The 17,772-nt window shown below is 71.0% G+C and carries 21 protein-coding genes; 10 read left to right on the forward strand and 11 right to left on the reverse strand.

The features are described 5' to 3' along the window. Positions 1–39: 39 nt before the first annotated feature. Positions 40–405 (reverse strand): fluoride efflux transporter CrcB, encoded by a 366-nt coding sequence (gene crcB / locus F9B98_RS04765; protein ID WP_150953564.1) that lies wholly within the window; start codon positions 403–405, stop codon positions 40–42. Beyond that, positions 402–770: a fluoride efflux transporter FluC gene (locus F9B98_RS04770; protein ID WP_225310220.1), complete on the reverse strand. Its 369-nt coding sequence runs from the start codon at positions 768–770 to the stop codon at positions 402–404. Before F9B98_RS04770 ends, crcB begins: the two co-directional genes overlap by 4 nt. A 151-nt stretch (positions 771–921) precedes the next feature. Between F9B98_RS04770 and F9B98_RS04775 the strand changes: the two genes are divergently transcribed. From F9B98_RS04775 to F9B98_RS04780, 3 genes are read left to right on the forward strand one after another with little or no spacing between them, the layout of a single operon-like run. Next, positions 922–1,392, forward strand: coding sequence for a transporter substrate-binding domain-containing protein (locus F9B98_RS04775; RefSeq protein ID WP_225310221.1), 471 nt, complete (start codon positions 922–924; stop codon positions 1,390–1,392). After that, positions 1,389–1,511 carry a hypothetical protein gene (locus F9B98_RS16220; protein WP_263641777.1) on the forward strand — a complete coding sequence of 41 codons (123 nt, stop codon included), beginning with the start codon at positions 1,389–1,391 and terminating at the stop codon, positions 1,509–1,511. The genes F9B98_RS04775 and F9B98_RS16220 overlap by 4 nt, the downstream gene beginning before the upstream one ends. Further along, the gene (locus tag F9B98_RS04780; RefSeq protein ID WP_191966672.1) at positions 1,508–1,954 is read left to right on the forward strand and encodes a hypothetical protein; all 447 of its coding nucleotides are present in this window, start codon (positions 1,508–1,510) and stop codon (positions 1,952–1,954) included. The genes F9B98_RS16220 and F9B98_RS04780 overlap by 4 nt, the downstream gene beginning before the upstream one ends. On the opposite strand, the gene F9B98_RS04785 is transcribed toward F9B98_RS04780, so the two are convergent. Both F9B98_RS04785 and F9B98_RS04790 read right to left on the reverse strand, forming a co-directional pair. Further along, a complete protein-coding gene (locus F9B98_RS04785) occupies positions 1,929–2,894 on the reverse strand; it encodes a DNA topoisomerase IB (RefSeq protein WP_150953573.1) in 966 nt (321 codons plus the stop codon). The two genes, F9B98_RS04780 and F9B98_RS04785, sit on opposite strands and share 26 nt — an antisense overlap. Before the next feature lie 4 nt (positions 2,895–2,898). Next, a complete protein-coding gene (locus F9B98_RS04790; protein WP_150953576.1) occupies positions 2,899–3,168 on the reverse strand; it encodes a Rho termination factor N-terminal domain-containing protein in 270 nt (89 codons plus the stop codon). Positions 3,169–3,342: 174 nt separating this feature from the next. Between F9B98_RS04790 and F9B98_RS04795 the strand changes: the two genes are divergently transcribed. After that, positions 3,343–4,188: a DUF4097 family beta strand repeat-containing protein gene (locus F9B98_RS04795; RefSeq protein WP_150953579.1), complete on the forward strand. Its 846-nt coding sequence runs from the start codon at positions 3,343–3,345 to the stop codon at positions 4,186–4,188. Continuing rightward, positions 4,188–4,799, forward strand: a complete 612-nt coding sequence (locus tag F9B98_RS04800; protein WP_150953582.1) for a PadR family transcriptional regulator — start codon at positions 4,188–4,190, stop codon at positions 4,797–4,799. Before F9B98_RS04795 ends, F9B98_RS04800 begins: the two co-directional genes overlap by 1 nt. A gap of 4 nt (positions 4,800–4,803) precedes the next feature. Here F9B98_RS04800 and F9B98_RS04805 read toward each other — a convergent pair whose 3' ends face one another. After that, a complete protein-coding gene (locus F9B98_RS04805; RefSeq protein ID WP_150953585.1) occupies positions 4,804–5,319 on the reverse strand; it encodes a universal stress protein in 516 nt (171 codons plus the stop codon). 163 nt (positions 5,320–5,482) lie between these two features. Here F9B98_RS04805 and F9B98_RS04810 point away from each other — a divergent pair, with 163 nt between their 5' ends. Next, a complete protein-coding gene (locus F9B98_RS04810; protein ID WP_056225789.1) occupies positions 5,483–5,665 on the forward strand; it encodes a DUF3073 domain-containing protein in 183 nt (60 codons plus the stop codon). Between the two features lie 134 nt (positions 5,666–5,799). On the opposite strand, the gene F9B98_RS04815 is transcribed toward F9B98_RS04810, so the two are convergent. From F9B98_RS04815 to purM, 4 genes are all read right to left on the reverse strand, one after another. Beyond that, a complete protein-coding gene (locus F9B98_RS04815; RefSeq protein ID WP_150953588.1) occupies positions 5,800–7,164 on the reverse strand; it encodes a hypothetical protein in 1,365 nt (454 codons plus the stop codon). A gap of 210 nt (positions 7,165–7,374) precedes the next feature. Next, on the reverse strand, positions 7,375–8,592 hold the full coding sequence (locus tag F9B98_RS04820) for a CynX/NimT family MFS transporter (RefSeq protein WP_150953591.1): 1,218 nt from the start codon (positions 8,590–8,592) through the stop codon (positions 7,375–7,377). Further along, complete coding sequence (gene purF / locus F9B98_RS04825; RefSeq protein WP_150953594.1) at positions 8,589–10,064, reverse strand: amidophosphoribosyltransferase; 1,476 nt, start codon at positions 10,062–10,064, stop codon at positions 8,589–8,591. The genes F9B98_RS04820 and purF overlap by 4 nt, the downstream gene beginning before the upstream one ends. A 6-nt stretch (positions 10,065–10,070) precedes the next feature. Further along, a complete protein-coding gene (gene purM, locus F9B98_RS04830; RefSeq protein ID WP_150953597.1) occupies positions 10,071–11,213 on the reverse strand; it encodes a phosphoribosylformylglycinamidine cyclo-ligase in 1,143 nt (380 codons plus the stop codon). Between the two features lie 93 nt (positions 11,214–11,306). On the opposite strand from purM, the gene F9B98_RS04835 reads away from it, so the two are divergent. Next, positions 11,307–11,918 carry a zinc-binding alcohol dehydrogenase gene (locus F9B98_RS04835; protein WP_150953600.1) on the forward strand — a complete coding sequence of 204 codons (612 nt, stop codon included), beginning with the start codon at positions 11,307–11,309 and terminating at the stop codon, positions 11,916–11,918. Positions 11,919–12,013: 95 nt separating this feature from the next. Here F9B98_RS04835 and F9B98_RS04840 read toward each other — a convergent pair whose 3' ends face one another. Beyond that, positions 12,014–12,349 (reverse strand): potassium transporter Trk, encoded by a 336-nt coding sequence (locus F9B98_RS04840; RefSeq protein ID WP_150953603.1) that lies wholly within the window; start codon positions 12,347–12,349, stop codon positions 12,014–12,016. A 292-nt stretch (positions 12,350–12,641) separates the two neighbouring features. Continuing rightward, positions 12,642–13,610: a LacI family DNA-binding transcriptional regulator gene (locus F9B98_RS04845; RefSeq protein WP_150953606.1), complete on the reverse strand. Its 969-nt coding sequence runs from the start codon at positions 13,608–13,610 to the stop codon at positions 12,642–12,644. A 148-nt stretch (positions 13,611–13,758) separates the two neighbouring features. Here F9B98_RS04845 and F9B98_RS04850 point away from each other — a divergent pair, with 148 nt between their 5' ends. The 3 genes from F9B98_RS04850 (at position 13,759) to F9B98_RS04860 (ending at position 17,757) form a co-directional block, all read left to right on the forward strand. Next, on the forward strand, positions 13,759–15,240 hold the full coding sequence (locus F9B98_RS04850) for a mannitol dehydrogenase family protein (RefSeq protein WP_150953609.1): 1,482 nt from the start codon (positions 13,759–13,761) through the stop codon (positions 15,238–15,240). 44 nt (positions 15,241–15,284) lie between these two features. Beyond that, positions 15,285–16,289, forward strand: a complete 1,005-nt coding sequence (locus tag F9B98_RS04855) for an L-idonate 5-dehydrogenase (protein ID WP_150953612.1) — start codon at positions 15,285–15,287, stop codon at positions 16,287–16,289. A 67-nt stretch (positions 16,290–16,356) separates the two neighbouring features. Further along, positions 16,357–17,757, forward strand: coding sequence for an MFS transporter (locus F9B98_RS04860; protein ID WP_150953617.1), 1,401 nt, complete (start codon positions 16,357–16,359; stop codon positions 17,755–17,757). Positions 17,758–17,772 lie beyond the last annotated feature (15 nt).

Raw genomic sequence — 17,772 nt, forward strand, 5'->3', positions numbered from 1 at the left:
CCCTCCGACGCCCGGTCCGATGCCCGGCTCGCCGCGCGCTCAGAGAGCCGAGCCGATCGTCAGCCCCAGAGCCGCCGCGATCACCGACCCGACGAACGACGCCACCGCGTACGTCACGGCGGTGCGCGTGCGCCCCTCTCCGGCGAGGAGGGCGGTGGTCACGGCCACGGCGCTGAAGGTCGTGTAGCCCCCCAGCAGCCCCGTCCCCAGGATCCATCGCCACGCTTCGTCGGCGGGGAGAGGGCTCAGGATGCCGAGCACCAGCGCCCCGGTCAGGTTCACGACGAGAATGCCCCAGGGGAATCGCTCCCCCGTCCGCTGACGCACGGCGACATCGAGCAGGTACCGCAGGGCCGCCCCGACGCCCCCGGCGAGCGCCACGGCGAGGAAGACGAGCGGCATCATCGGCTCACCCGGCCACGCCCGAGGAGAACCCCACCCCAGGCCGCCGCCGTGCCCACGATCACCGTCGCCACACCCCACCACAGCAGGGCGAGATCGGCCGACTCGACGGCGAGCGAGCTGTAGGTGGTGAACCCGCCGAGGATGCCGGTGCCGATGAACAGCTGCACCCGCTGCGCGCGCGAGGATTCCGGCATCCGGGCCCTCCAGCCGTAGAGAATGCCGATCGCGAACGCCCCGACGACGTTGATGATCGGCACGAGGGCGGGGCCGAGGTCTTCGCCGAATGCGAGGGTGAGTCCCGCGCGCACCGCGGTGCCGATCGCGCCGCCCACGGCGACCAGGACGACATCCCGCCATATGCTCACCGCGCCACCATACGCCCACGGCGGCCATCGGCCGGGAGTCGTCCGGCCGCCGTCTGCAACCCCCGAGACAGCACGGGTCGCCCGCGAGCAGGATGCGGGCGGCGAAGGGAGCGCGATGCGACGAACCGCGATGCGACGAACACTGCGTGCCGTGACCGCTGCGGCCGTCACCGTGCTGATGCTCTCGGGCTGCGGCATCCGGATTCCCTCCGACCCCAAGGGGACACTCGACGCCGTCGAGGGAGGGGTGCTGCGGGCGGGGGTCTCGCCCAACGGCGAGTGGGTGCGCGCGGGTGCGGACCGACCGGCCGGAATCGAGGTCGAGGTCCTCACGGAGTTCGCCCGCTCGCTCGGTGCGGAGGTCGAGTGGACGGTGGGCTCGGAGGAGTCGCTCGTGCGCGGCCTCGAGGAGGGCGACCTCGATGTCGTCGCCGGGGGGATCACCGAACAGACCCCGTGGACGAACAAAGCGGGCATCACCCGTCCCTACGCCGAAGCGCCGCTCGACGACGGGTCGAGCGTGAAAATCGTGATGCTCGTGCCGCTCGGCGAGAACGCCTTCGTGTCGAGGTTGGAGACCTTCCTCGTCGACGAGGCCGAGACCCGGGGGATCGCACCGTGAGCGGGGAAGGCGTCCACTTCGGTCAGACGCGGCTGCCCGACCGGCAGGCCGAGGTCCTCCGCCGAGCCGTGCGCCTGGAGTGGATCACGGTCGGCTTCCTGGTGAGGCCGACTGGATGACCTCGGCGGGAACCATCGTGGGCGTGCTCGGCATCGGCATCGGCCTGTGGTGGATGGACGCCGCGGCCGCGATCTTCATCTCGGTCAGCATCGTCCACGACGGCGTCGGCAATCTGCGCGCCGCGGTCGTCGACCTCATGGACGCGCGCGCGACGACCTTCGACGACAAGGGCCCGCACCCGCTGGCGGAGCGCGTGGACCGGTACCTCGCCGAGCTCCCCTGGGTGTCGGCGGCGGGGACGCGCGTGCGCGACCAGGGCCACGTCTTCCACATCGAGGCCTTCGTCGTCCCACGCAAGAAGAAGATGTCGCTCGACGACATCGAACGCGCGCGCGAAGGCTGTGTCGCCCTGGACTGGAAGGTGCAGGACGTCGTGATCGTGCCCGTACCGCAGCTGCCCGACGTCGTCGAGCCGGTCACTCCCCCAGGATCAACCGCCTGATCGCGGCGTCCTTCGACCCGCCGAGCTCCATCGTCCGACCCTTGCGGTACAGCGAGAACACGCGCGGGTCGATATAGCTCGCCTTCGCGACGGCCGGGGTGTTGCCCAGGGCCTCTGCAGTGGCACGGACCGCCGCGACCTCGGCCTTCTTGCGTTCGTTCTTGCCGCCCGTCGTCCCCGCCTTCGCGAGCGACTCGGCCGCGAGGATCGTGCCGCGCAGCGTCCGGAAGTCCTTCGCGCTGAACGGCCCGCCCGTGAGCGAGCGCACGTAGCCGTTCACGTCGCCGGGAGTGAGCGGCACGCGTCGGCGCCCGCGCTTGAAGCTCAGCAGCGCGGCGCGCGAGCGCCCGAGGGCGAGTTCTTCGACGATGGATGCCAGCTCCGCATCGCGCAGCGAGAGCTCCGCGCGTTTGCCGCTCTTCGCGGGGAACGACAGGCGGATCAGGTCGCCGTCGACCGTGGCATCCCGCCTCTGCAGGGTCGTCAAGCCGCGGCTGCCGTTCGTCACGAAGTACCGGGCGTTGCCGACGCGCGGGGCGACCAGGTCGAGGAAGCGGAACGACACCGCCAGCACCCGCTCGCGGTCCGCCTCGGCACGGCGGAGCGACTGGGTCACGCGGGCGCGCGCCCGGGGCAGGGCCTCGGCGAGCTGCAGCGCGCGGGCGAACTTGCCCTTGTCCTGCCGCTTGGACCAGTCGGCGTGGTAGGTGTACTGCCGCCGCCCGGCCTCATCGGTGCCGACGGCCTGGATGTGCGCGTTGGGTTCGCGCGCGATCCACACCTCACGCCACGCGGGCGGGATGACCAGACCCCGCGCGCGTTCGGCCTCGCGCTCCGGGACGGACGCCCCGGTGTGGTCGACGAAGCGGAAGCCCGATCCGGAACGCACTCGGCGGTAGCCGGGGTCTTCGTAGGGGCGTACGCGGACGAGTCGCGCCATCGCGTCAGTGGTTGCGGAGCATGTCGATGAGCTCCGCCTTCTTCTTGCCCGAGTACCCCGTCAGACCGAGGTCCTTGGCGCGCTTCTTCAGTTCGGCGACGGTGCGGTCCTCGTAGTTCTCGGCGTGACCGCCCTTCTCGCCGACCTTGTCGCGCCCCTGAGCAGCCGCGGCGTTCGAGATGCGCGCGGCCTTCTCTTTCGAGTCCCCCTGCTTGCGCAGCTCCTCGTACAGACCGGGGTCCTTCAGGCTGTTGGATCCTCGCCCTTGCGGCATGACCGTCTCCTTCCGTCGGGGATCCTGACGCTACGGGCGAGCTCGATCCGCGGCGATCGGGGTTGACAACGCGCTGCCGGCCGAATCGGGTCCTCCACGCGAGGGGTTGACGAACTCGAGATATATCGCGATACTCGCCCTAACGCGATATATCGCGAGTGAGGAGAAACCGCCATGGAGAAATGGATCGTCCACCCCGGCGAGACGCGCGTCATCGACATCGATTCGGTGCGCGAGCTGAAGATCGGCCTGGTCGGTGGCCAGGTCGACGTCATCGCGCACGACGAACCCGACGCCCGCGTCGAGGTGCACGGGGTCACCGTCAAAGACCTGCGCATCGAGATGGTCGACGGCCGCCTCGAGATCGATCACCCGCAGCTGCGGTGGGACAACTTCCTCGAGGTGTTCCGCAACTTCGGCGCGGGCGGCCCGAAGGCCGAGGTCAGTGTCGCGGTCCCCCGCACGGTCGCCCTGACCCTCGGCGTCGTGAGCGCGAGCGCTCTGGTCTCGGGCCTGCGCACCGACGTGCGCCTGAACACCGTTTCGGGCGACATCATCGTCGACGGACTCGCGGGAGACGTCGACCTCAACGCCGTCTCGGGCGACGTGCAGGTGCGCGAGCTCGACGGCGCCCTGAGCGCCAACAGCGTCTCGGGCGACGTCGCCGCCACCGGCCGCATCACCAAGGCCTCGATCGACACCGTCTCGGGTGCGATGCTCGTCGATTCGACGGGACCGACGCACGCGATCTCGCTCAACTCCGTCAGCGGCACCGCCACGATCCGCCTCGACCGCTCCCTGGCCGCCAACTACGTGTCGCGCTCGGTCAGCGGTCGCGTCCAGATCGACGGTCAAGTGCGCTCGGGCAAGGGTCCGACCAACTACACCGGTTCGACCGGCGCCCTCGCGGGCTCGTTCGTCGACGTCCGCGCCAACACGGTCTCGGGCGAGATCACGGTGCTCCGCCGCGGAATCTCGGGCCTGCGTCCCGAGGAACTCGCCGGAGAGGAGGAGTGGTGATGAGCCCCGTCTTCTCGCACGGCGACCTGCGCCTGTACATCCTCAGTCTGCTCGACGAGGCTCCCCGCCACGGCTACGACCTCATGCAGGCTCTCTCGGAGCGTACGGGTGGGACGTACTCCCCCTCCGCCGGCACCATCTACCCGCGCCTGTCCAAGCTCGAGGAAGAGGGCCTGGTCACCAAGACCGTCGACGGCCGGAAGACCGTCTACGAGATCACGGATGCCGGTCGCACCGAGGTCGCGACGCGTTCGGGCGACCTGGAGGGCATCCAGGCCGGTCTCGCCGACAGCGTCCGCCTGATCGCCGACGAGGTGCGCGGCAGCGTCCGCGACGCCATGCGGAGCCTTCGCGCCGACCTCGCCGCCGCCTCGCGCGAAGAGCGGGAGCATGCGCAGTCGCAGTCGACCCCGGTCGACGACGCGCGATCGCGCAGCCGCGAACAGCTCTCTCGCGCCGATGCCGCGATCAACGAGTTCCGCGGGCGCGTGCGCTCGGAACTGCGGGCGCACGTGGCGCGCGGCGGGGAGCTCGCGGCATCCGGAGTCGATGAGATCGAGTCGGCGCTGGCGCAGGCGTCCGACGCGGTCGCGCGGGCGATGCGCGGCTAGGCCGTCACTCCCACGGCAGCTGATCCTCCGCGCCGACCGGTTCGCCCTGCGGCACCACGAGAACCGGTCGGCGCTGGCGGTGACTCAGCCGCGCAGCCACCGAGCCGGTGAGGAACTCGCGCAGCGATTCGCCGAGGCCGCGCTTGCGGGTGCCGACCACGATGACCGATGCCTCGACCTCGTCGGCGAGCTGGATGAGCGCCAGGGCCGGATCGCCGATGACCTGGCGCACGCTCCACGAGACACCGCTGCCCGCCAGCGCCTCGGTGGCCATGCGGCGCACCTCGTCGAGCGCGGCCTTGGCCGCGACCCCGGCGACGTCGACGGTGGACGAGTGCACGTACCCGTCGGGGTCTTCGAAGGCCACGAAGCGCGTCGTGTCGACATAGGCGACGACCAGCTCGGCGTGGGCGAGCGCCGCGTAGTGGGCGGCCTCGCGCACGACGCGGACGGACTGCCCGGGCACGACACCCGCGATCACGGTGCCGTTTCCGGCGTGCGCACGGGGCTGGTCGGTCATGGCGGCTCCTCTCGACGACGGCGGTGGACCCGGCCGCCGGCGCTCGACGGCTCGGCCGGAATGCGCCGTGATATCCTGGGTGTTACTCTTACCGGCTCGGTCCGGAACCGCAATACGCAGGGCCCACAGCCGGCCCTCGACGTCGATCGTGAGGGGGTCTCGCATGGGGCGTGGCCGTCAGAAGGCGAAGAACACCAAGATCGCCCGTGAGCTGAAGTACGACACCTACTCGGTGAACTACTCGGCTCTCGAGCGCGAGTTGGGTGCACCCGCTCCGGGTGAAGACGCGTACGTCGACAAGTGGGCCGACCAGTACAGCGACGAGTACGACAACGAGAAGGCCTGACGCCTTCCCGCTCGTTCTCGTACCGCTCGCACGTCGGTGCACGGTCGTGTGATCGTCGTACCCGCTGAGTGTCGTACCCGCACGCCAGATACGCCGAAGGGCGGCGACGGTTACGTCGCCGCCCTTCGCTCGTGTCAGCAGCTGCTGCGCGGGGTGATCCAGTACGGCGTCTTCGACGACCCGTCGACCGCGAACTGGCCCGCGCCGGGGGCGGCGTCCGTCGTCAGCTGCTCCCAGGTCGTGGCGTAGTCCCACATCCACAGCATGCGGTTGCCCTTGGCCGCGAGGACGAACTCGCCGTTCGACGTTCCTGCGAGCCGCACGAAGTCCTCGTTGTCCGAGATGCTCGCCGGGCCGTCCGCGTACCTGAGTTCGCCGTTCGAGATCCACATCGGGGCGTCGTTGTACCAGTCCGTCTCGTCCGGCGCCTTGTCGCGAAGATAGGTCCCCTGTCCCGCGGCGGTCGAGGCGCCGGTGTCGACGGCTTCCCACCCCGCGGCCTCGGTCCAGGTCCACAGGGCTCCCGTCGCGCCGACGGCGACGGCGCCACCGCCGCTGGAGTACAGACGAAGAAAGCCGGAGTTCTCTCCCGCGGGGAGCGAGGCGGGAGCGGAGTCGGCGTAGATGACGCCGGACTTCAGCCACAGCGCGGACGGCGTCGGCGACACCAAGACCGCGAGCTGGCTCGGGCCGGTCGCCCCTCCCGCACCGAGGAAGACGAACCCGTTCGCGTCGTCGTACTTCCACACGTCGCCGTTCGAGCGCACGGCGACGCCGATGGAGGCCATCGCGAAGACACGGGTGAATCCGTCGTTGCTCTGCCCGCCGAGGGTGTCGGGCGCGCTGCCGAACATCAGCTCTCCGCCGCGGATCCACCACGCCCCTTGTCGCGCGGTCGTGCGCAGGTAGGCCGCCCGATCGATGCCGATCGCCGCCCCCGTGCCCACGGAGGTCCACGCCGCGGTGCTCGTGGCGCGGCTCCAGATGGCCGTCGACGCCGAGACGACGACCGCGCCGTCCTGGTTGGTCGCGACGCGGATCATCTCGGTGTTGTCCGCGGTGGGGATACCCGCTGCGACATCGGCGGCGGTGGAGGTCAGGGGCCCGGTCAGCGTCAACGGGAGCACCGCGGACGCGGTCGCCGAACTCCAGGTCGCCTGCACGCTCCCGTCGCCGACGCCGGCGACGATGTCGCCCGCGGGGACCGTGACGACTCCCGCGCCGTCGGACACGTACGAACCGCTCCCGCGGGCCCACGTCCACCCGGACGACAGCGTGAACTGCACCAGCTCGCCCGCCACGCTCGAGCCCGTCAGCTGGGCGGTGAGGTCTTCGGTCGTGGCCCGGCAGCTCGTGCTCTCTTCGGGCACCGCGGCGAAGGCGATCTGTCCGCCCGAGGCGGCGTAGGCGGGGACGGCCGTGGCGGCGACGATCGCCGGCACCGACCAGGCCGAGGCCTGCAGCAGCGTACGTCGGGAGAGAGGGGTGTCGGCGGGCATCGGCAGTTCTTTCGTCGGGCCCATCATGGGCGGGGTCACCGCTCAGGATGACGCAGCGCGACGCACCTCGAATCACCCGCGAATGGGCCGGAAGCGATAGAGCGGTCACCACCGACGCGCCCTCTCTGCGCGCACGCCGGACGACCCCGACGGTGACCCGAATGCAACCTCACCCGCAGGTTCACCCGTATCGACAGGACTGTTCGTCAGCTACCAGGTCAGCCCCGTGCGCCGCTCCCACGCTTCCTCCACGCTCTCGCGGCGCACCATGATGATCGCCGCGGGGACGACGAGCAGCAACGCGACCCCGATCAGCACGAGTCCCGCAGTCCACCCACCGGTGAGCTCGTGGGTCACGCCGATGGCGAGGGGCATCAGCGCCGCGAAGCCGTATCCGACGCTCTGCACGAAGCCGCTGAGGGCGACGGTCGTGTCGTGCGAGCGGGTGCGCAGGCCGAACAGCGTCAGCGCGAGCGGGAACATCAGCGGCGGGATGCCGATGAGCACCACCCACAGCACCGTCGCCGCCGAGGGTGCCACCAGCAGGCCGATGACGCCCGTCAGTCCGCCCGCGACGGCGACCACGTAGAACGGCGTCGTGCGACCCAGGCGCGCCACGAGCAGCGGCACGAGAAGCGACACCGGTAGCCCCATGAACGAGAAGAGGGCGAGCAGTCCGCCCGCTTCCGCGGCATCCACTCCCGCGACGTCGATGAGCAGGGGCGGCATCCATGCGAACATCGCGTACGCGACCGAGGAGTTGACGCCGAACGTGATGACCAGGGCCCAGGTCTGCGGCACCCGCACGATCCGCGACAGCACGGCCGCGCGCGGCTCGTCGACCGCGTCACGACGCGACGCCCGCGCACGCAGGTTCAGAGCGACCCACGGGGCGACCGCGACCAGCGCCACCACGGCCCAGGTCACGAACGAACCGCGCCATCCCACGGCGTCGGCGAGGGGCACCGCCACGAGCGGAGGCGTGAAGGTCGCCACCGCCATCGCCGTGCTGTAGACGGTCGTCATGACGCCGATGCGCTCGGGGAAGTACTTCTTGACCACGGTCGGGATCAGCACGTTCGCCACCCCCACCGCGGCGAACACCCCCGCCGTCGCGCCGAGCAGCGACCACGCATCGACGGCGACCGCACGCAGCACCAGCATGAGCGCCGCCGTGGCCGCCGCGATCAGCACCGAGCGCTCGAGCCCCAGACGTCGTTCGATCGCCGGGGTCACCATGCCGGCCAGGGCGAAGGCGACCGGGGGCGTCATGCCGATCAGTCCCACGACCGCGGCGGGGAGGGGGAACTCCTCGCCGATGCGCGTCAGCAGGGGCGAGAGCGAGGCGACGGCGATCCGCAGCGTCAGCGCGAGCAGCACGATCGCCGTCGCGGCGAGGGCGATGGTTCCCGCGCGACGGCGGGTCAAGACTCCTGACTGCCCTCGACCCAGGCGAGGTACTCCTCCGACACGGTGCCCGTGACGTACCGCCCGTCGAAGCAGCTCATGTCGAGGTCGACCAGGTCGGTGCCCTCCATGATCGCAGCCTTCAGGTCGTCGACCTCCTGGTACACGAGGTAGTCGCAGCCAAGCTCTTCGGCGATCTCGGGGATCGTCCGGCCGTGGGCCACGAGCTCATGACGCGAGGGCATGTTGATGCCGTACACGTGGGGATACCGCACCGGCGGGGCGGCCGACGCGAACGTCACGCTCTTGGCCCCGGCATCCCGAGCCATCTGGATGATCTCGCGACTGGTGGTGCCGCGCACGATCGAGTCGTCGACCAGCAGCACGTTCTTGCCCTGGAACTCCGTCGACATCGCGTTGAGCTTCTGGCGCACGCTCTTCTTGCGCACCGCCTGCCCCGGCATGATGAAGGTGCGGCCGACGTAGCGGTTCTTGTAGAAGCCCTCGCGGTACTCGATGCCGAGCTTGCGGGCCACCTGCATCGCCGCCGGACGCGCGGAGTCGGGGATCGGCATGACCACGTCGATCGCCCCCGCGGGGGTGTACTTCGCGACCGTGTCGGCCAGGCGCTCGCCCATGCGCAGGCGCGTCTCGTAGACCGAGACGCCGTTCATGACCGAGTCGGGGCGGGCGAGGTAGACGTACTCGAACGAGCACGGCGCGAGCGTGGGATTCTCGGCGCACTGCTGCGCGTGCAGCGTGCCGTCGAGCGTGATGAATACCGCCTCGCCGGGGAGCACGTCGCGCACGACCTCGAAGCCGGCGTTCTCGAGCACCAGCGACTCCGACGCCACGATGTACTCGTCGCGTGGCTCTCCGCCCGGCACGTGGGCCGCGGCACGCTTGCCGAGGATGAGGGGCCGGATGCCGAACGGGTCGCGGAACGCGAGCAACCCGTACCCCGCGATGAGGGCGATCGAGGCGTACGAGCCCTCGACGCGCTCGTGCACGCGTGAAACGGCGCGAAACACCTGGGCCGGGTCGAGGTCGGGACCGGTGATCTCGGACTGCAGCTCGGAGCCGAGGATGTTCACGAGCAGCTCGGTGTCGCTGCTGGTGTTGAGGTGACGGCGGTCCTTGTGGAAGAGCTCGGTGGTCAGCTCGCGCGTATTCGTGAGGTTGCCGTTGTGCACGAGCACGATGCCGTACGGCGCGTTGACGTAGAAGGGCTGCGCCTCTTCTTCGTTCGACGCGGTGCCCTTGGTGGCGTACCGCACGTGACCGAGACCGATGTCGCCGAGCAGGGCGCGCATGTCGCGGGTGCGGAAGGCCTCGCGCACCTGGCCGCGCGCCTTGTGGATGTGGAACACGCCGCTGGACTCGGCCGTGGCCATGCCCGTGGAGTCCTGTCCCCGGTGCTGGAGGAGCAGGAGCGCGTCGTAGATCTCCTGGTTGACCGGGCCCTGCCCGGCCATGCCGACGATGCCGCACATGGGGTGTTAGATCGCTCCGTTCGCCGGCGCACCGGCATCCGCGTAGGTTCCGACCAGGCGCACCGCGCCCCCGTCGACGCCCTTCGCGCCCTGTTCGTACTCGCCGTCCGGGCGCGCGCCGTCGCGGACGACGCCGACCTGCCACGTGGCGATTCCGTCTGCCTGCAGCGCCGCGGTCGCGGCATCCGCCACCTCGGGGGCGACGACGGCGAGGAAGCCGATGCCGAGGTTCCACGTCCCTTCGGTCGCGGTGAGCTCGAGCCCGCCCATCTCCGCGAGCACCCGGAACACCGGCGAGGGGCTCCAGGTCGAGCGGTCGACATCGACCCAGCTGTCCTGCGGGAGCACGCGCGCGAGGTTGGCGGCGATCCCGCCCCCGGTGACATGACTGAGCGAATGGATGCCGGCACCCACCGCCCCGTCGTCGAGCAGGCGCAGCAGCGGCGAGGTGTACAGGCGCGTGGGCTCGAGGAGCGCCTCGCCCCAGGTGCCGCCGAGCTCGGCCGAGGCCGCGCCGTAGGCGATGCCCGCACCGGTGATGATGTGGCGCACGAGCGAGTAGCCGTTGGAGTGCAGGCCGCTCGAGGCGAGGGCCAGCACGACGTCGCCCGCTCGGACGCGATCGGCGCCGAGCATGCGGTCGGCCTCGACGACGCCGGTCGCCGCGCCCGCGACGTCGTAGTCGTCGATGCCGAGCAGGCCCGGGTGCTCGGCGGTCTCGCCGCCGACGAGCGCCGTGCCGGTCATCGCACAGCCGCGGGCGATGCCCGCGACGATGTCGGCGATGCGCTGCGGGACGACCTTGCCGCACGCGATGTAGTCGGTCATGAACAGCGGACGGGCGCCGACCACGACGATGTCGTCGACGACCATGCCGACGAGGTCTTCGCCGATCGTGTCGTGCTTGTCGATCGCCTGCGCGATCGCGACCTTCGTGCCGACGCCGTCGGTGCTGGTCGCGAGCAGGGGGCGCGTGTAGTCGCGCAGCGCGGAGGCGTCGAAGAGACCGGCGAAACCGCCGACCCCACCGAGCACCTCGGGCCCGTGCGTGCGACGCACGGCCGACTTCATCAGTTCGACGGCGAGATCTCCGGCGGCGGTATCGACGCCTGCGGCGGAGTACGGGTTTTCGTGGGGAGCGGAAGCCACCGCAACAGACTACCCGGGGCGGACACGCGCGGGCACCGCGGTCCCGGCGCAAGGCCCATCCCTCGGACTCCTCCCGCTCCTTACAATGACGCCATGACGGGCGGTCGGCCGGAGTGGGTGATCCGCGAGGACGCGGCGCAATCGGTACTCGTCGCGCTCTATCTGCGCCAGGTTCTCGGCATCCGTTCTCCCGAAGAACTTCCCGCGCTGCGACGCGTCCCCCCGCCCTGGGTGGATGAGCGGACGGATGCCACGCAAGCGCAGCTCGAACGCGAGTGGCGCGAATACTGGGCGATGACGGTGGAGCCGCAGGCGCACCCCTCCCCCGTGCCGCTCGAGCTGATCGACGGGTTCGAGACGCTGGTGACCCTTCCGGTCGAGGGCTCGGAGACGCTGCGCGCGGCGATCCGGGCGCACGCCGACGACGCCGTCGACTTCGCCCGGCTCGCCCACGACCGGTATTCCCGCGAGGCCGCTGCCCGGCCCGGGGTGTCGTACCGCGCCTACGCGAGCGCGATCGCCGCGCACGAGCGGACGGTCGGCCGGCGCGCGCACTCGTTCGAGCTGAACGTGCAGGTGCTCCCGTTGGCGCAGCGGGGCGTGTGGTGGATCGGCTCGCTCACCGTCGCGGTGACCGACGGCTTGCGCGGCGACGTCGCCGCCTTCGACGCCGCGATCCACCCGATCATCGCCGAACTGGCCTGACGGGCGGGTGGGCGCGCTGGCGGACGGCCGGGCTTGGGCGGGTGGGGGCGCCGGGTCAGGGCTCCGGCGGACGGCCGGGTTCGGGCGGCCGGGGCTCAGGCGCCGTGCTGCTCGTGCGCGACGGTGACCTGGCGGGTGCGCCCGCCGACCGTGCGCTCGAAGATCAGCGCGACGACCGCGCCGACCGCGACGCCGAGCACCACGAAGATCAGCGCGGTGAAGCCGAAGACCTGCATCTGCGAGTACACGACCTGCGTGTAGGGGCTGATGTCGGACCCGTCGATGAGGACGGTGAGCAGCAGAGCGACGAGGATGCCGAGGAACGCTCCGGCCGCCAAGAACACGCCGTACTTCGGGGCGCGACGGACCGTCAGCGTCTGTCGCTCGTCGTGAGAGGAGGACGGTCGTTCGGGGGCGGGCTGCTCGGCCATATGCCCATTCTCCCACCGCCGCGCCGTCTCGGGGTCGCTGTCTCTCGCCGTCGAGAAGGGCCGGGGTGCGGCGGGCCGGGCGAGGGCCGGGCCCGGGGCCCCAGGCGGGATAAACGCTCGCTGCACTGGGAAACGCCCTCCGCGAGCGTTTGCCAGTGCGGTGAGCGTTTATCTGCGGGGTGCGGGCGGGGACTGCCGCCGAGATCACACGAACGGCTCGAGATCACAGCGAATGGGCGCCGGTTGCCGCGTGATCTCGTGCGGACCGTGTGTTCTGGTGAGGGCAGGGGGGTCACCGAGGAGCGCGCGGAGGGGCCGTCGAACCGCGCACGATCAACTGCGACGGCAGCACGGTCTCTTCTGGAGAGACGGTGCCCCCCATGGCCTGCAGCAGGAGATCGACGGCCAGGGCCCCCGCGCGGGTGATGGGCATGCGCACGGTGGTGAGGCTCGGCGTGACGGCACCGGCGAGCTCGATGTCGTCGATGCCCACGAGGCTGACGTCGTCGGGGCACGCGCGACCGAGCTCGGCCATACCGGCCTCGAGACCGAGTGCGACGAGGTCGTTGTAGGCGATGACCGCGGTGGCACCGCTGGCGACGGCCGCCGCTGCTCCCGCTCGTCCGCCCTGGATGGATGCCGCGTGGTTGCTCAACCGTGTCAGGCGGATGCCGAACCGCTCGCACGCGCGCGCCACGGCGTCGGCGCGCTGCTCGTCGGCCCATGAGCCGTGCGGCCCCGACGCATAGGCGATGTGGTCGTGCCCCAGGGCCGAGAGGTGTTCGACCGCCTGGGTCGGGCCGCGCTCGGCGTCCATCACCACGCACACGGCGCCGTCGATGACGCGGTTCACGATGACGTGCGGCGTCTCGCCGACGAGATCGAGCACCTCTCGCTCGGGGAGGCGGGGCGAGCACAGCAACAACCCGTCCGTGCGACACCCGAGCTCGATTGCCTCGCGTTCACGGCGCAGATCCTCGTCGGCGTCGAACAGCACGATGCGGTGACGTCCGTGCCAGGCCTGACCCTGTATTGCCTTGAGCAGGGTCGCGTAGACCGGGTTCGCGGCATCCGGGACCACGACGGCGATCGTGCGCGTGCCGACCGCAGCCTGAGTCGTCGCGTACCCCAGCTCGGCCGCGGCCCGGCGCACGCGGTCCAGAGTGGCGGGTGCGAGCCGGTCGGGCTCGCCGAAGGCGCGCGACGCCGTGGCGATCGACACGCCCGCGTGCCGTGCCACCTCGGTCAGATTCGCCGCCATCCCCACCGTCTCTCTGCGTTCGTTCCATCATCGTGCATGCCGACCTGAAAACCTTTGACAAGTTTGTACAAACCCTGCACACTGCTTACATGCCGATCATCGACGATCTCCCCCGGTCGAGCCCCGCCGCGCAGACGGGAGCGCGCGCGTGAGCGCCCGACTCGAGCGCAGCGACGCGACGGCCGCGCCCTCCGGCGCCGGCATCGTGCACCTCGGACTCGGCAGTTTCCACCGCGCCCATCAGGCCGTCTACACCGCCGCCGCGATGCGCGCGGAGGGCGGCGGCTGGGGCATCGTCGGCGTCGCCTCGCGCTCGCGCCGGGTCGTCGACGCCCTGCACGCGCAGGATCACCTGTACTCCGTGGCGACGATCTCGCCCGCCGGCACGACCCTCGACATCCCCGGGGTGCACACCGATTCGTATGTCGCCGCCGACGACCCGGACCGCGTGGTGGCCGATCTCGCCGACCCGCGCATTCGCATCGCGACGCTCACGGTGACCGAGAACGGCTACAGCTACTCCAACGCCACCCAGCGCCTCGACGTCGCCGACCCCCTCGTCGCCGCCGACCTGAGCGGAGCCGCGCCTCGCTCGACCATCGGACAGCTCGCCCGCGGACTGCAGCGCCGGGCCGCGACGGGCGGTGAACCGATCGCGATTCTGAGCTGCGACAACCTCCTGTCGAACGGCTCGCACACCGAGAAGCTCGTGCGGGCCTTCCTGCAGGAGCTTCCGGATGCCGAGTCGGCCGACGCCCTGGCCTACCTCGACCGCGCGGTGACCTTCCCCTCGAGCATGGTCGATCGCATCGTCCCCTCCACCACCCCCGAGCTCACCGATCGCGTCGCCGCCCTCCTCGGCGTCCGCGACGAGGTGCCCGTGCCCGCCGAACCGTTCACGATGTGGGCGATCGAAGATCGCTTCGCGGGCGGTCGCCCCGCGTGGGAAGCCGGAGGCGCGGTGTTCACCGACGAGGTGGGCGCGTACGAATTGCTCAAGGTGCGCCTGCTCAACGGCACGCACTCTCTGATCGCCTACCTCGGCGCCCTGCGCGGGGTTCCCACGATCCCGGATGCCATCGGCCTGGCCGACGTCGAAGCCGCCGCCACCGCGATCCTGCGGGGCGAGTACGAGCCCTCGGTCACCGCCCCGCGCGGTGTCGACATCGCCGCGTACGAGCGCGACCTGTTCGCCCGCTGGGGCAACAGCGCTCTCGGACACCGCACGAGCCAGGTCGGCTCCGACGGATCGGTCAAGCTCGGCCAGCGTATCCCCGGCCCGGTCGCCCAGGCGTTCGAGCGGGGAGAGTTCCCTCACCTGATCGCCCTCACCGTGGCCGCGTACCTCGCGTGCATCGCTCCGCCCGCGGGCTTCGACCCCGGCCCTCACGCTGCGGCGATGACCGATCCGGCGCGGGAGCGCCTCACCGCCGTCGCCGCCCGCGGCGGCCGCGACCTCGCCGCCCGCGCGATCGTCGAGCTGCAGCTGTTCGGCGAAGACCTCGCACACCGCACCGCCTTCGTCGACCGCGTCGGCGACCTTCTCGACACGATCGTCGAGCGGGGCATCGACAGCGCGATCGCCGAGAGTCTCTCGGCATCCGGCACCTTCGCCCCCACCTCCCCCTGAACCCACCCGCGCCCACCCGGGCGCACAGACTCGAAGGAGACGCGATGAAGCTCCTCGCGATCCACGCCGCGGAGGACATCCGCTGGGAAGACCGTCCCACCCCCGAACCCGGTGACGGCGAGGTGCGGCTGCGCGTGCGCTACGTCGGCATCTGCGGGTCGGACCTGCACTACTACTTCCACGGCAAGAACGGCGAGTACGCGGTGCGCGAGCCCCTGACCCCCGGTCACGAACTGTCGGCCGAGGTCGACCTCGACCCCTCGGGTCGCCTCGCGCCGGGCACGCCCGTCACCGTGCACCCCGCGCGCTTCGGCCCCTCGGTGCCGGGCCTCGAGGAGCGCCCGCACCTGCGCGCGGGCGGCGACTACCTCGGCAGCGCCGCGGGCTTCCCGCACCGACAGGGCGGAGCCGCCGAGCTGCTCGTGGTCGAGGAGCACATGATCCGCGTGCTGCCCGAGGGGCTGTCGCTCGAGCGCGCCGCCCTCGCCGAGCCCCTGGCCGTCGCCATTCACGCGGTGAGCCTCGCGGGCGACCTCTCGGGCAAGCGGGCGCTCGTGATCGGCTCCGGCCCCATCGGCCTGCTCGTCGCGGCAGCCGCCGTGCACGCGGGAGCCGACCTGGTCGCCGCGAGCGACGTGCGCCCCGAGCCCCTCGAACGCGCTCGCGCCCTGGGCGCGGCCGAAACCTTCCTCGTGGGCACCGACACGATCGAGAACGAGTCGTTCGACGTCGTCTTCGAGTGCTCCGGCGTCGGTGTGGCCCTCACCCAGGCCGTCCGCGCCGCTCGCCGCGCCGGCACCGTCGTGCAGGTGGGCATGCTTCCGGACGCCGAGCTCGGGGTGAACCTCGCCCCGATGCTCGCGAAGGAGCTGACGCTGCGCGGGGCCTTCCGCTTCTCGAGCGAGATCGACGACGCCATCGCGATGCTCGCCTCGACCGACGCGCTCGACACCGTCGTGTCGCACGTCGTCCCCGCCGCCGACGCGGTCAGCGCGTTCGCCGTGGCGCGGGACTCCTCGGCATCCGCCAAAGTCCTGCTCGCCCTCTGAGCGGGCCCCTGAACATCCCCCGACACCCAGCGATCCCGCTACGCATCACCTACGAAGGAGTAATCCGATGAGCAGCTCATCCGCCCCCGGCGTCGACGCCTCGACGTCGCCGCCCGTCGCCAAACGGTCCGTCGGCGACCTCGCCCGCGCCGCCGTCTCGGGCTGGCTCGGCACCGCGCTGGAGTTCATGGACTTCCAGCTCTACTCGCTCGCCGCAGCCCTCGTGTTCAGCCAGATCTTCTTCGCCGGCGGCGACGCCGCGATGGCGGTCGTGCTCGCGATGGCGACCTACGGCGTGGGCTACGTGGCCCGCCCGGTCGGCGCGTTCTTCTTCGCCCGCATCGGCGACAAGATCGGCCGCAAGCAGGTGCTGTTCTACACGATCCTGCTGATGGGCGCCGCGACCACCCTGATCGGCGTGCTGCCCACCTACGAGCAGGTCGGCATCCTCGCCCCGATCCTCCTGGTGGTCCTCCGCCTCGCGCAGGGCTTCGGCGCCGGTGCCGAGATCTCGGGCGCGGGCGTCATGCTCGCCGAGTACGCCCCCGACAACCGCCGCGGCATCGTCGCCTCGCTCGTCGCGCTCGGCACCAACTGCGGAACGCTGTTCGCCTCGGGCATCTGGGCGATCCTGCTCGCCGTGATGATGGAGAGCGACGTCATCGCGTGGGGCTGGCGCATCCCCTTCATCGGCAGCGCCGTCATCATGCTCTTCGCCCTGTGGGTGCGCTTCAACCTCAAGGAGAGCCCCGTCTTCGAGGAGCGCACCGACGTCGTCGACGGTAAGGCGCTCTCGCGCGCCGAGCTGCACAAGGTCGCCACCGAGACCAACGACATCCGCACGCTCGAGTCGCTGCAGAAGAAGCCCCTCAAAGCCGTGCTCGTGTCGTTCTTCCTGCGCTTCGGTCAGGCCGGCAACTCCGGCATCGTGCAGACGTACCTCATCTCGTTCATCACGATCACCCTCGCGATCTCGAAGGAGGTCGGCCCCGAGATCGTCATCGTCTCGTCGCTGATCGGCTTCCTCACGATCCCGCTCGTCGGCTTCCTCGGCGACAAGTTCGGCCGCCGCCGCATGTACATCGTCATGTCGGCGCTGTCGCTGGTGCTGATCGTGCCGACGCTGCTGATGATCAACTCCCGCGAGGTCGGTGCGATCTTCGTCGGCTACGCGCTCATCCACAACATCTCGGTGCTGGGCCTGGCGTCGATGGAGAACATCTCGATCCCCGAGATCTTCGGCGCCCGCAACCGCTACACCCTCACCGCTGTCGTGCGCGAGATCGCCGCGATCGTCGCCACGGGCATCGGTCCGGTCATCGCCGCCGCGTGGGTGGCCGCCGCCACCGGCAGCATCGTGCCGATCATGGTGCTCATGGGCGTCTTCACCGCGTCGGCCCTGGTCGCCGCGATCGTGGCCCCCGAGTGGACCGGTCGCGATCTGCGGGATCCTCGCCCCGCGATGTGATCCCGCGCGGGGGCG

Source organism: Microbacterium testaceum StLB037 (genome assembly GCF_008763945.1).
In the GTDB taxonomy this organism is placed as follows: domain Bacteria; phylum Actinomycetota; class Actinomycetes; order Actinomycetales; family Microbacteriaceae; genus Microbacterium; species Microbacterium testaceum_G.

What these genes read in the sequence shown, in the direction of transcription:
- F9B98_RS04805 (WP_150953585.1), bottom strand. Translation starts at nt 5,319, where the DNA reads ATGACCGACCAGCCCCGTGCGCACGCCGGAAACGGCACCGTGATCGCG.
- F9B98_RS04860 (WP_150953617.1), top strand. Translation starts at nt 16,357, where the DNA reads ATGAGCAGCTCATCCGCCCCCGGCGTCGACGCCTCGACGTCGCCGCCC.
- F9B98_RS04800 (WP_150953582.1), top strand. Translation starts at nt 4,188, where the DNA reads ATGAGCCCCGTCTTCTCGCACGGCGACCTGCGCCTGTACATCCTCAGT.
- F9B98_RS04835 (WP_150953600.1), top strand. Translation starts at nt 11,307, where the DNA reads ATGACGGGCGGTCGGCCGGAGTGGGTGATCCGCGAGGACGCGGCGCAA.
- F9B98_RS04810 (WP_056225789.1), top strand. Translation starts at nt 5,483, where the DNA reads ATGGGGCGTGGCCGTCAGAAGGCGAAGAACACCAAGATCGCCCGTGAG.
- F9B98_RS04790 (WP_150953576.1), bottom strand. Translation starts at nt 3,168, where the DNA reads ATGCCGCAAGGGCGAGGATCCAACAGCCTGAAGGACCCCGGTCTGTAC.
- purF (WP_150953594.1), bottom strand. Translation starts at nt 10,064, where the DNA reads ATGTGCGGCATCGTCGGCATGGCCGGGCAGGGCCCGGTCAACCAGGAG.
- F9B98_RS04855 (WP_150953612.1), top strand. Translation starts at nt 15,285, where the DNA reads ATGAAGCTCCTCGCGATCCACGCCGCGGAGGACATCCGCTGGGAAGAC.
- F9B98_RS04780 (WP_191966672.1), top strand. Translation starts at nt 1,508, where the DNA reads ATGACCTCGGCGGGAACCATCGTGGGCGTGCTCGGCATCGGCATCGGC.
- F9B98_RS04815 (WP_150953588.1), bottom strand. Translation starts at nt 7,164, where the DNA reads ATGCCCGCCGACACCCCTCTCTCCCGACGTACGCTGCTGCAGGCCTCG.
- F9B98_RS04840 (WP_150953603.1), bottom strand. Translation starts at nt 12,349, where the DNA reads ATGGCCGAGCAGCCCGCCCCCGAACGACCGTCCTCCTCTCACGACGAG.
- F9B98_RS04785 (WP_150953573.1), bottom strand. Translation starts at nt 2,894, where the DNA reads ATGGCGCGACTCGTCCGCGTACGCCCCTACGAAGACCCCGGCTACCGC.
- crcB (WP_150953564.1), bottom strand. Translation starts at nt 405, where the DNA reads ATGATGCCGCTCGTCTTCCTCGCCGTGGCGCTCGCCGGGGGCGTCGGG.
- F9B98_RS04845 (WP_150953606.1), bottom strand. Translation starts at nt 13,610, where the DNA reads ATGGCGGCGAATCTGACCGAGGTGGCACGGCACGCGGGCGTGTCGATC.
- F9B98_RS04795 (WP_150953579.1), top strand. Translation starts at nt 3,343, where the DNA reads ATGGAGAAATGGATCGTCCACCCCGGCGAGACGCGCGTCATCGACATC.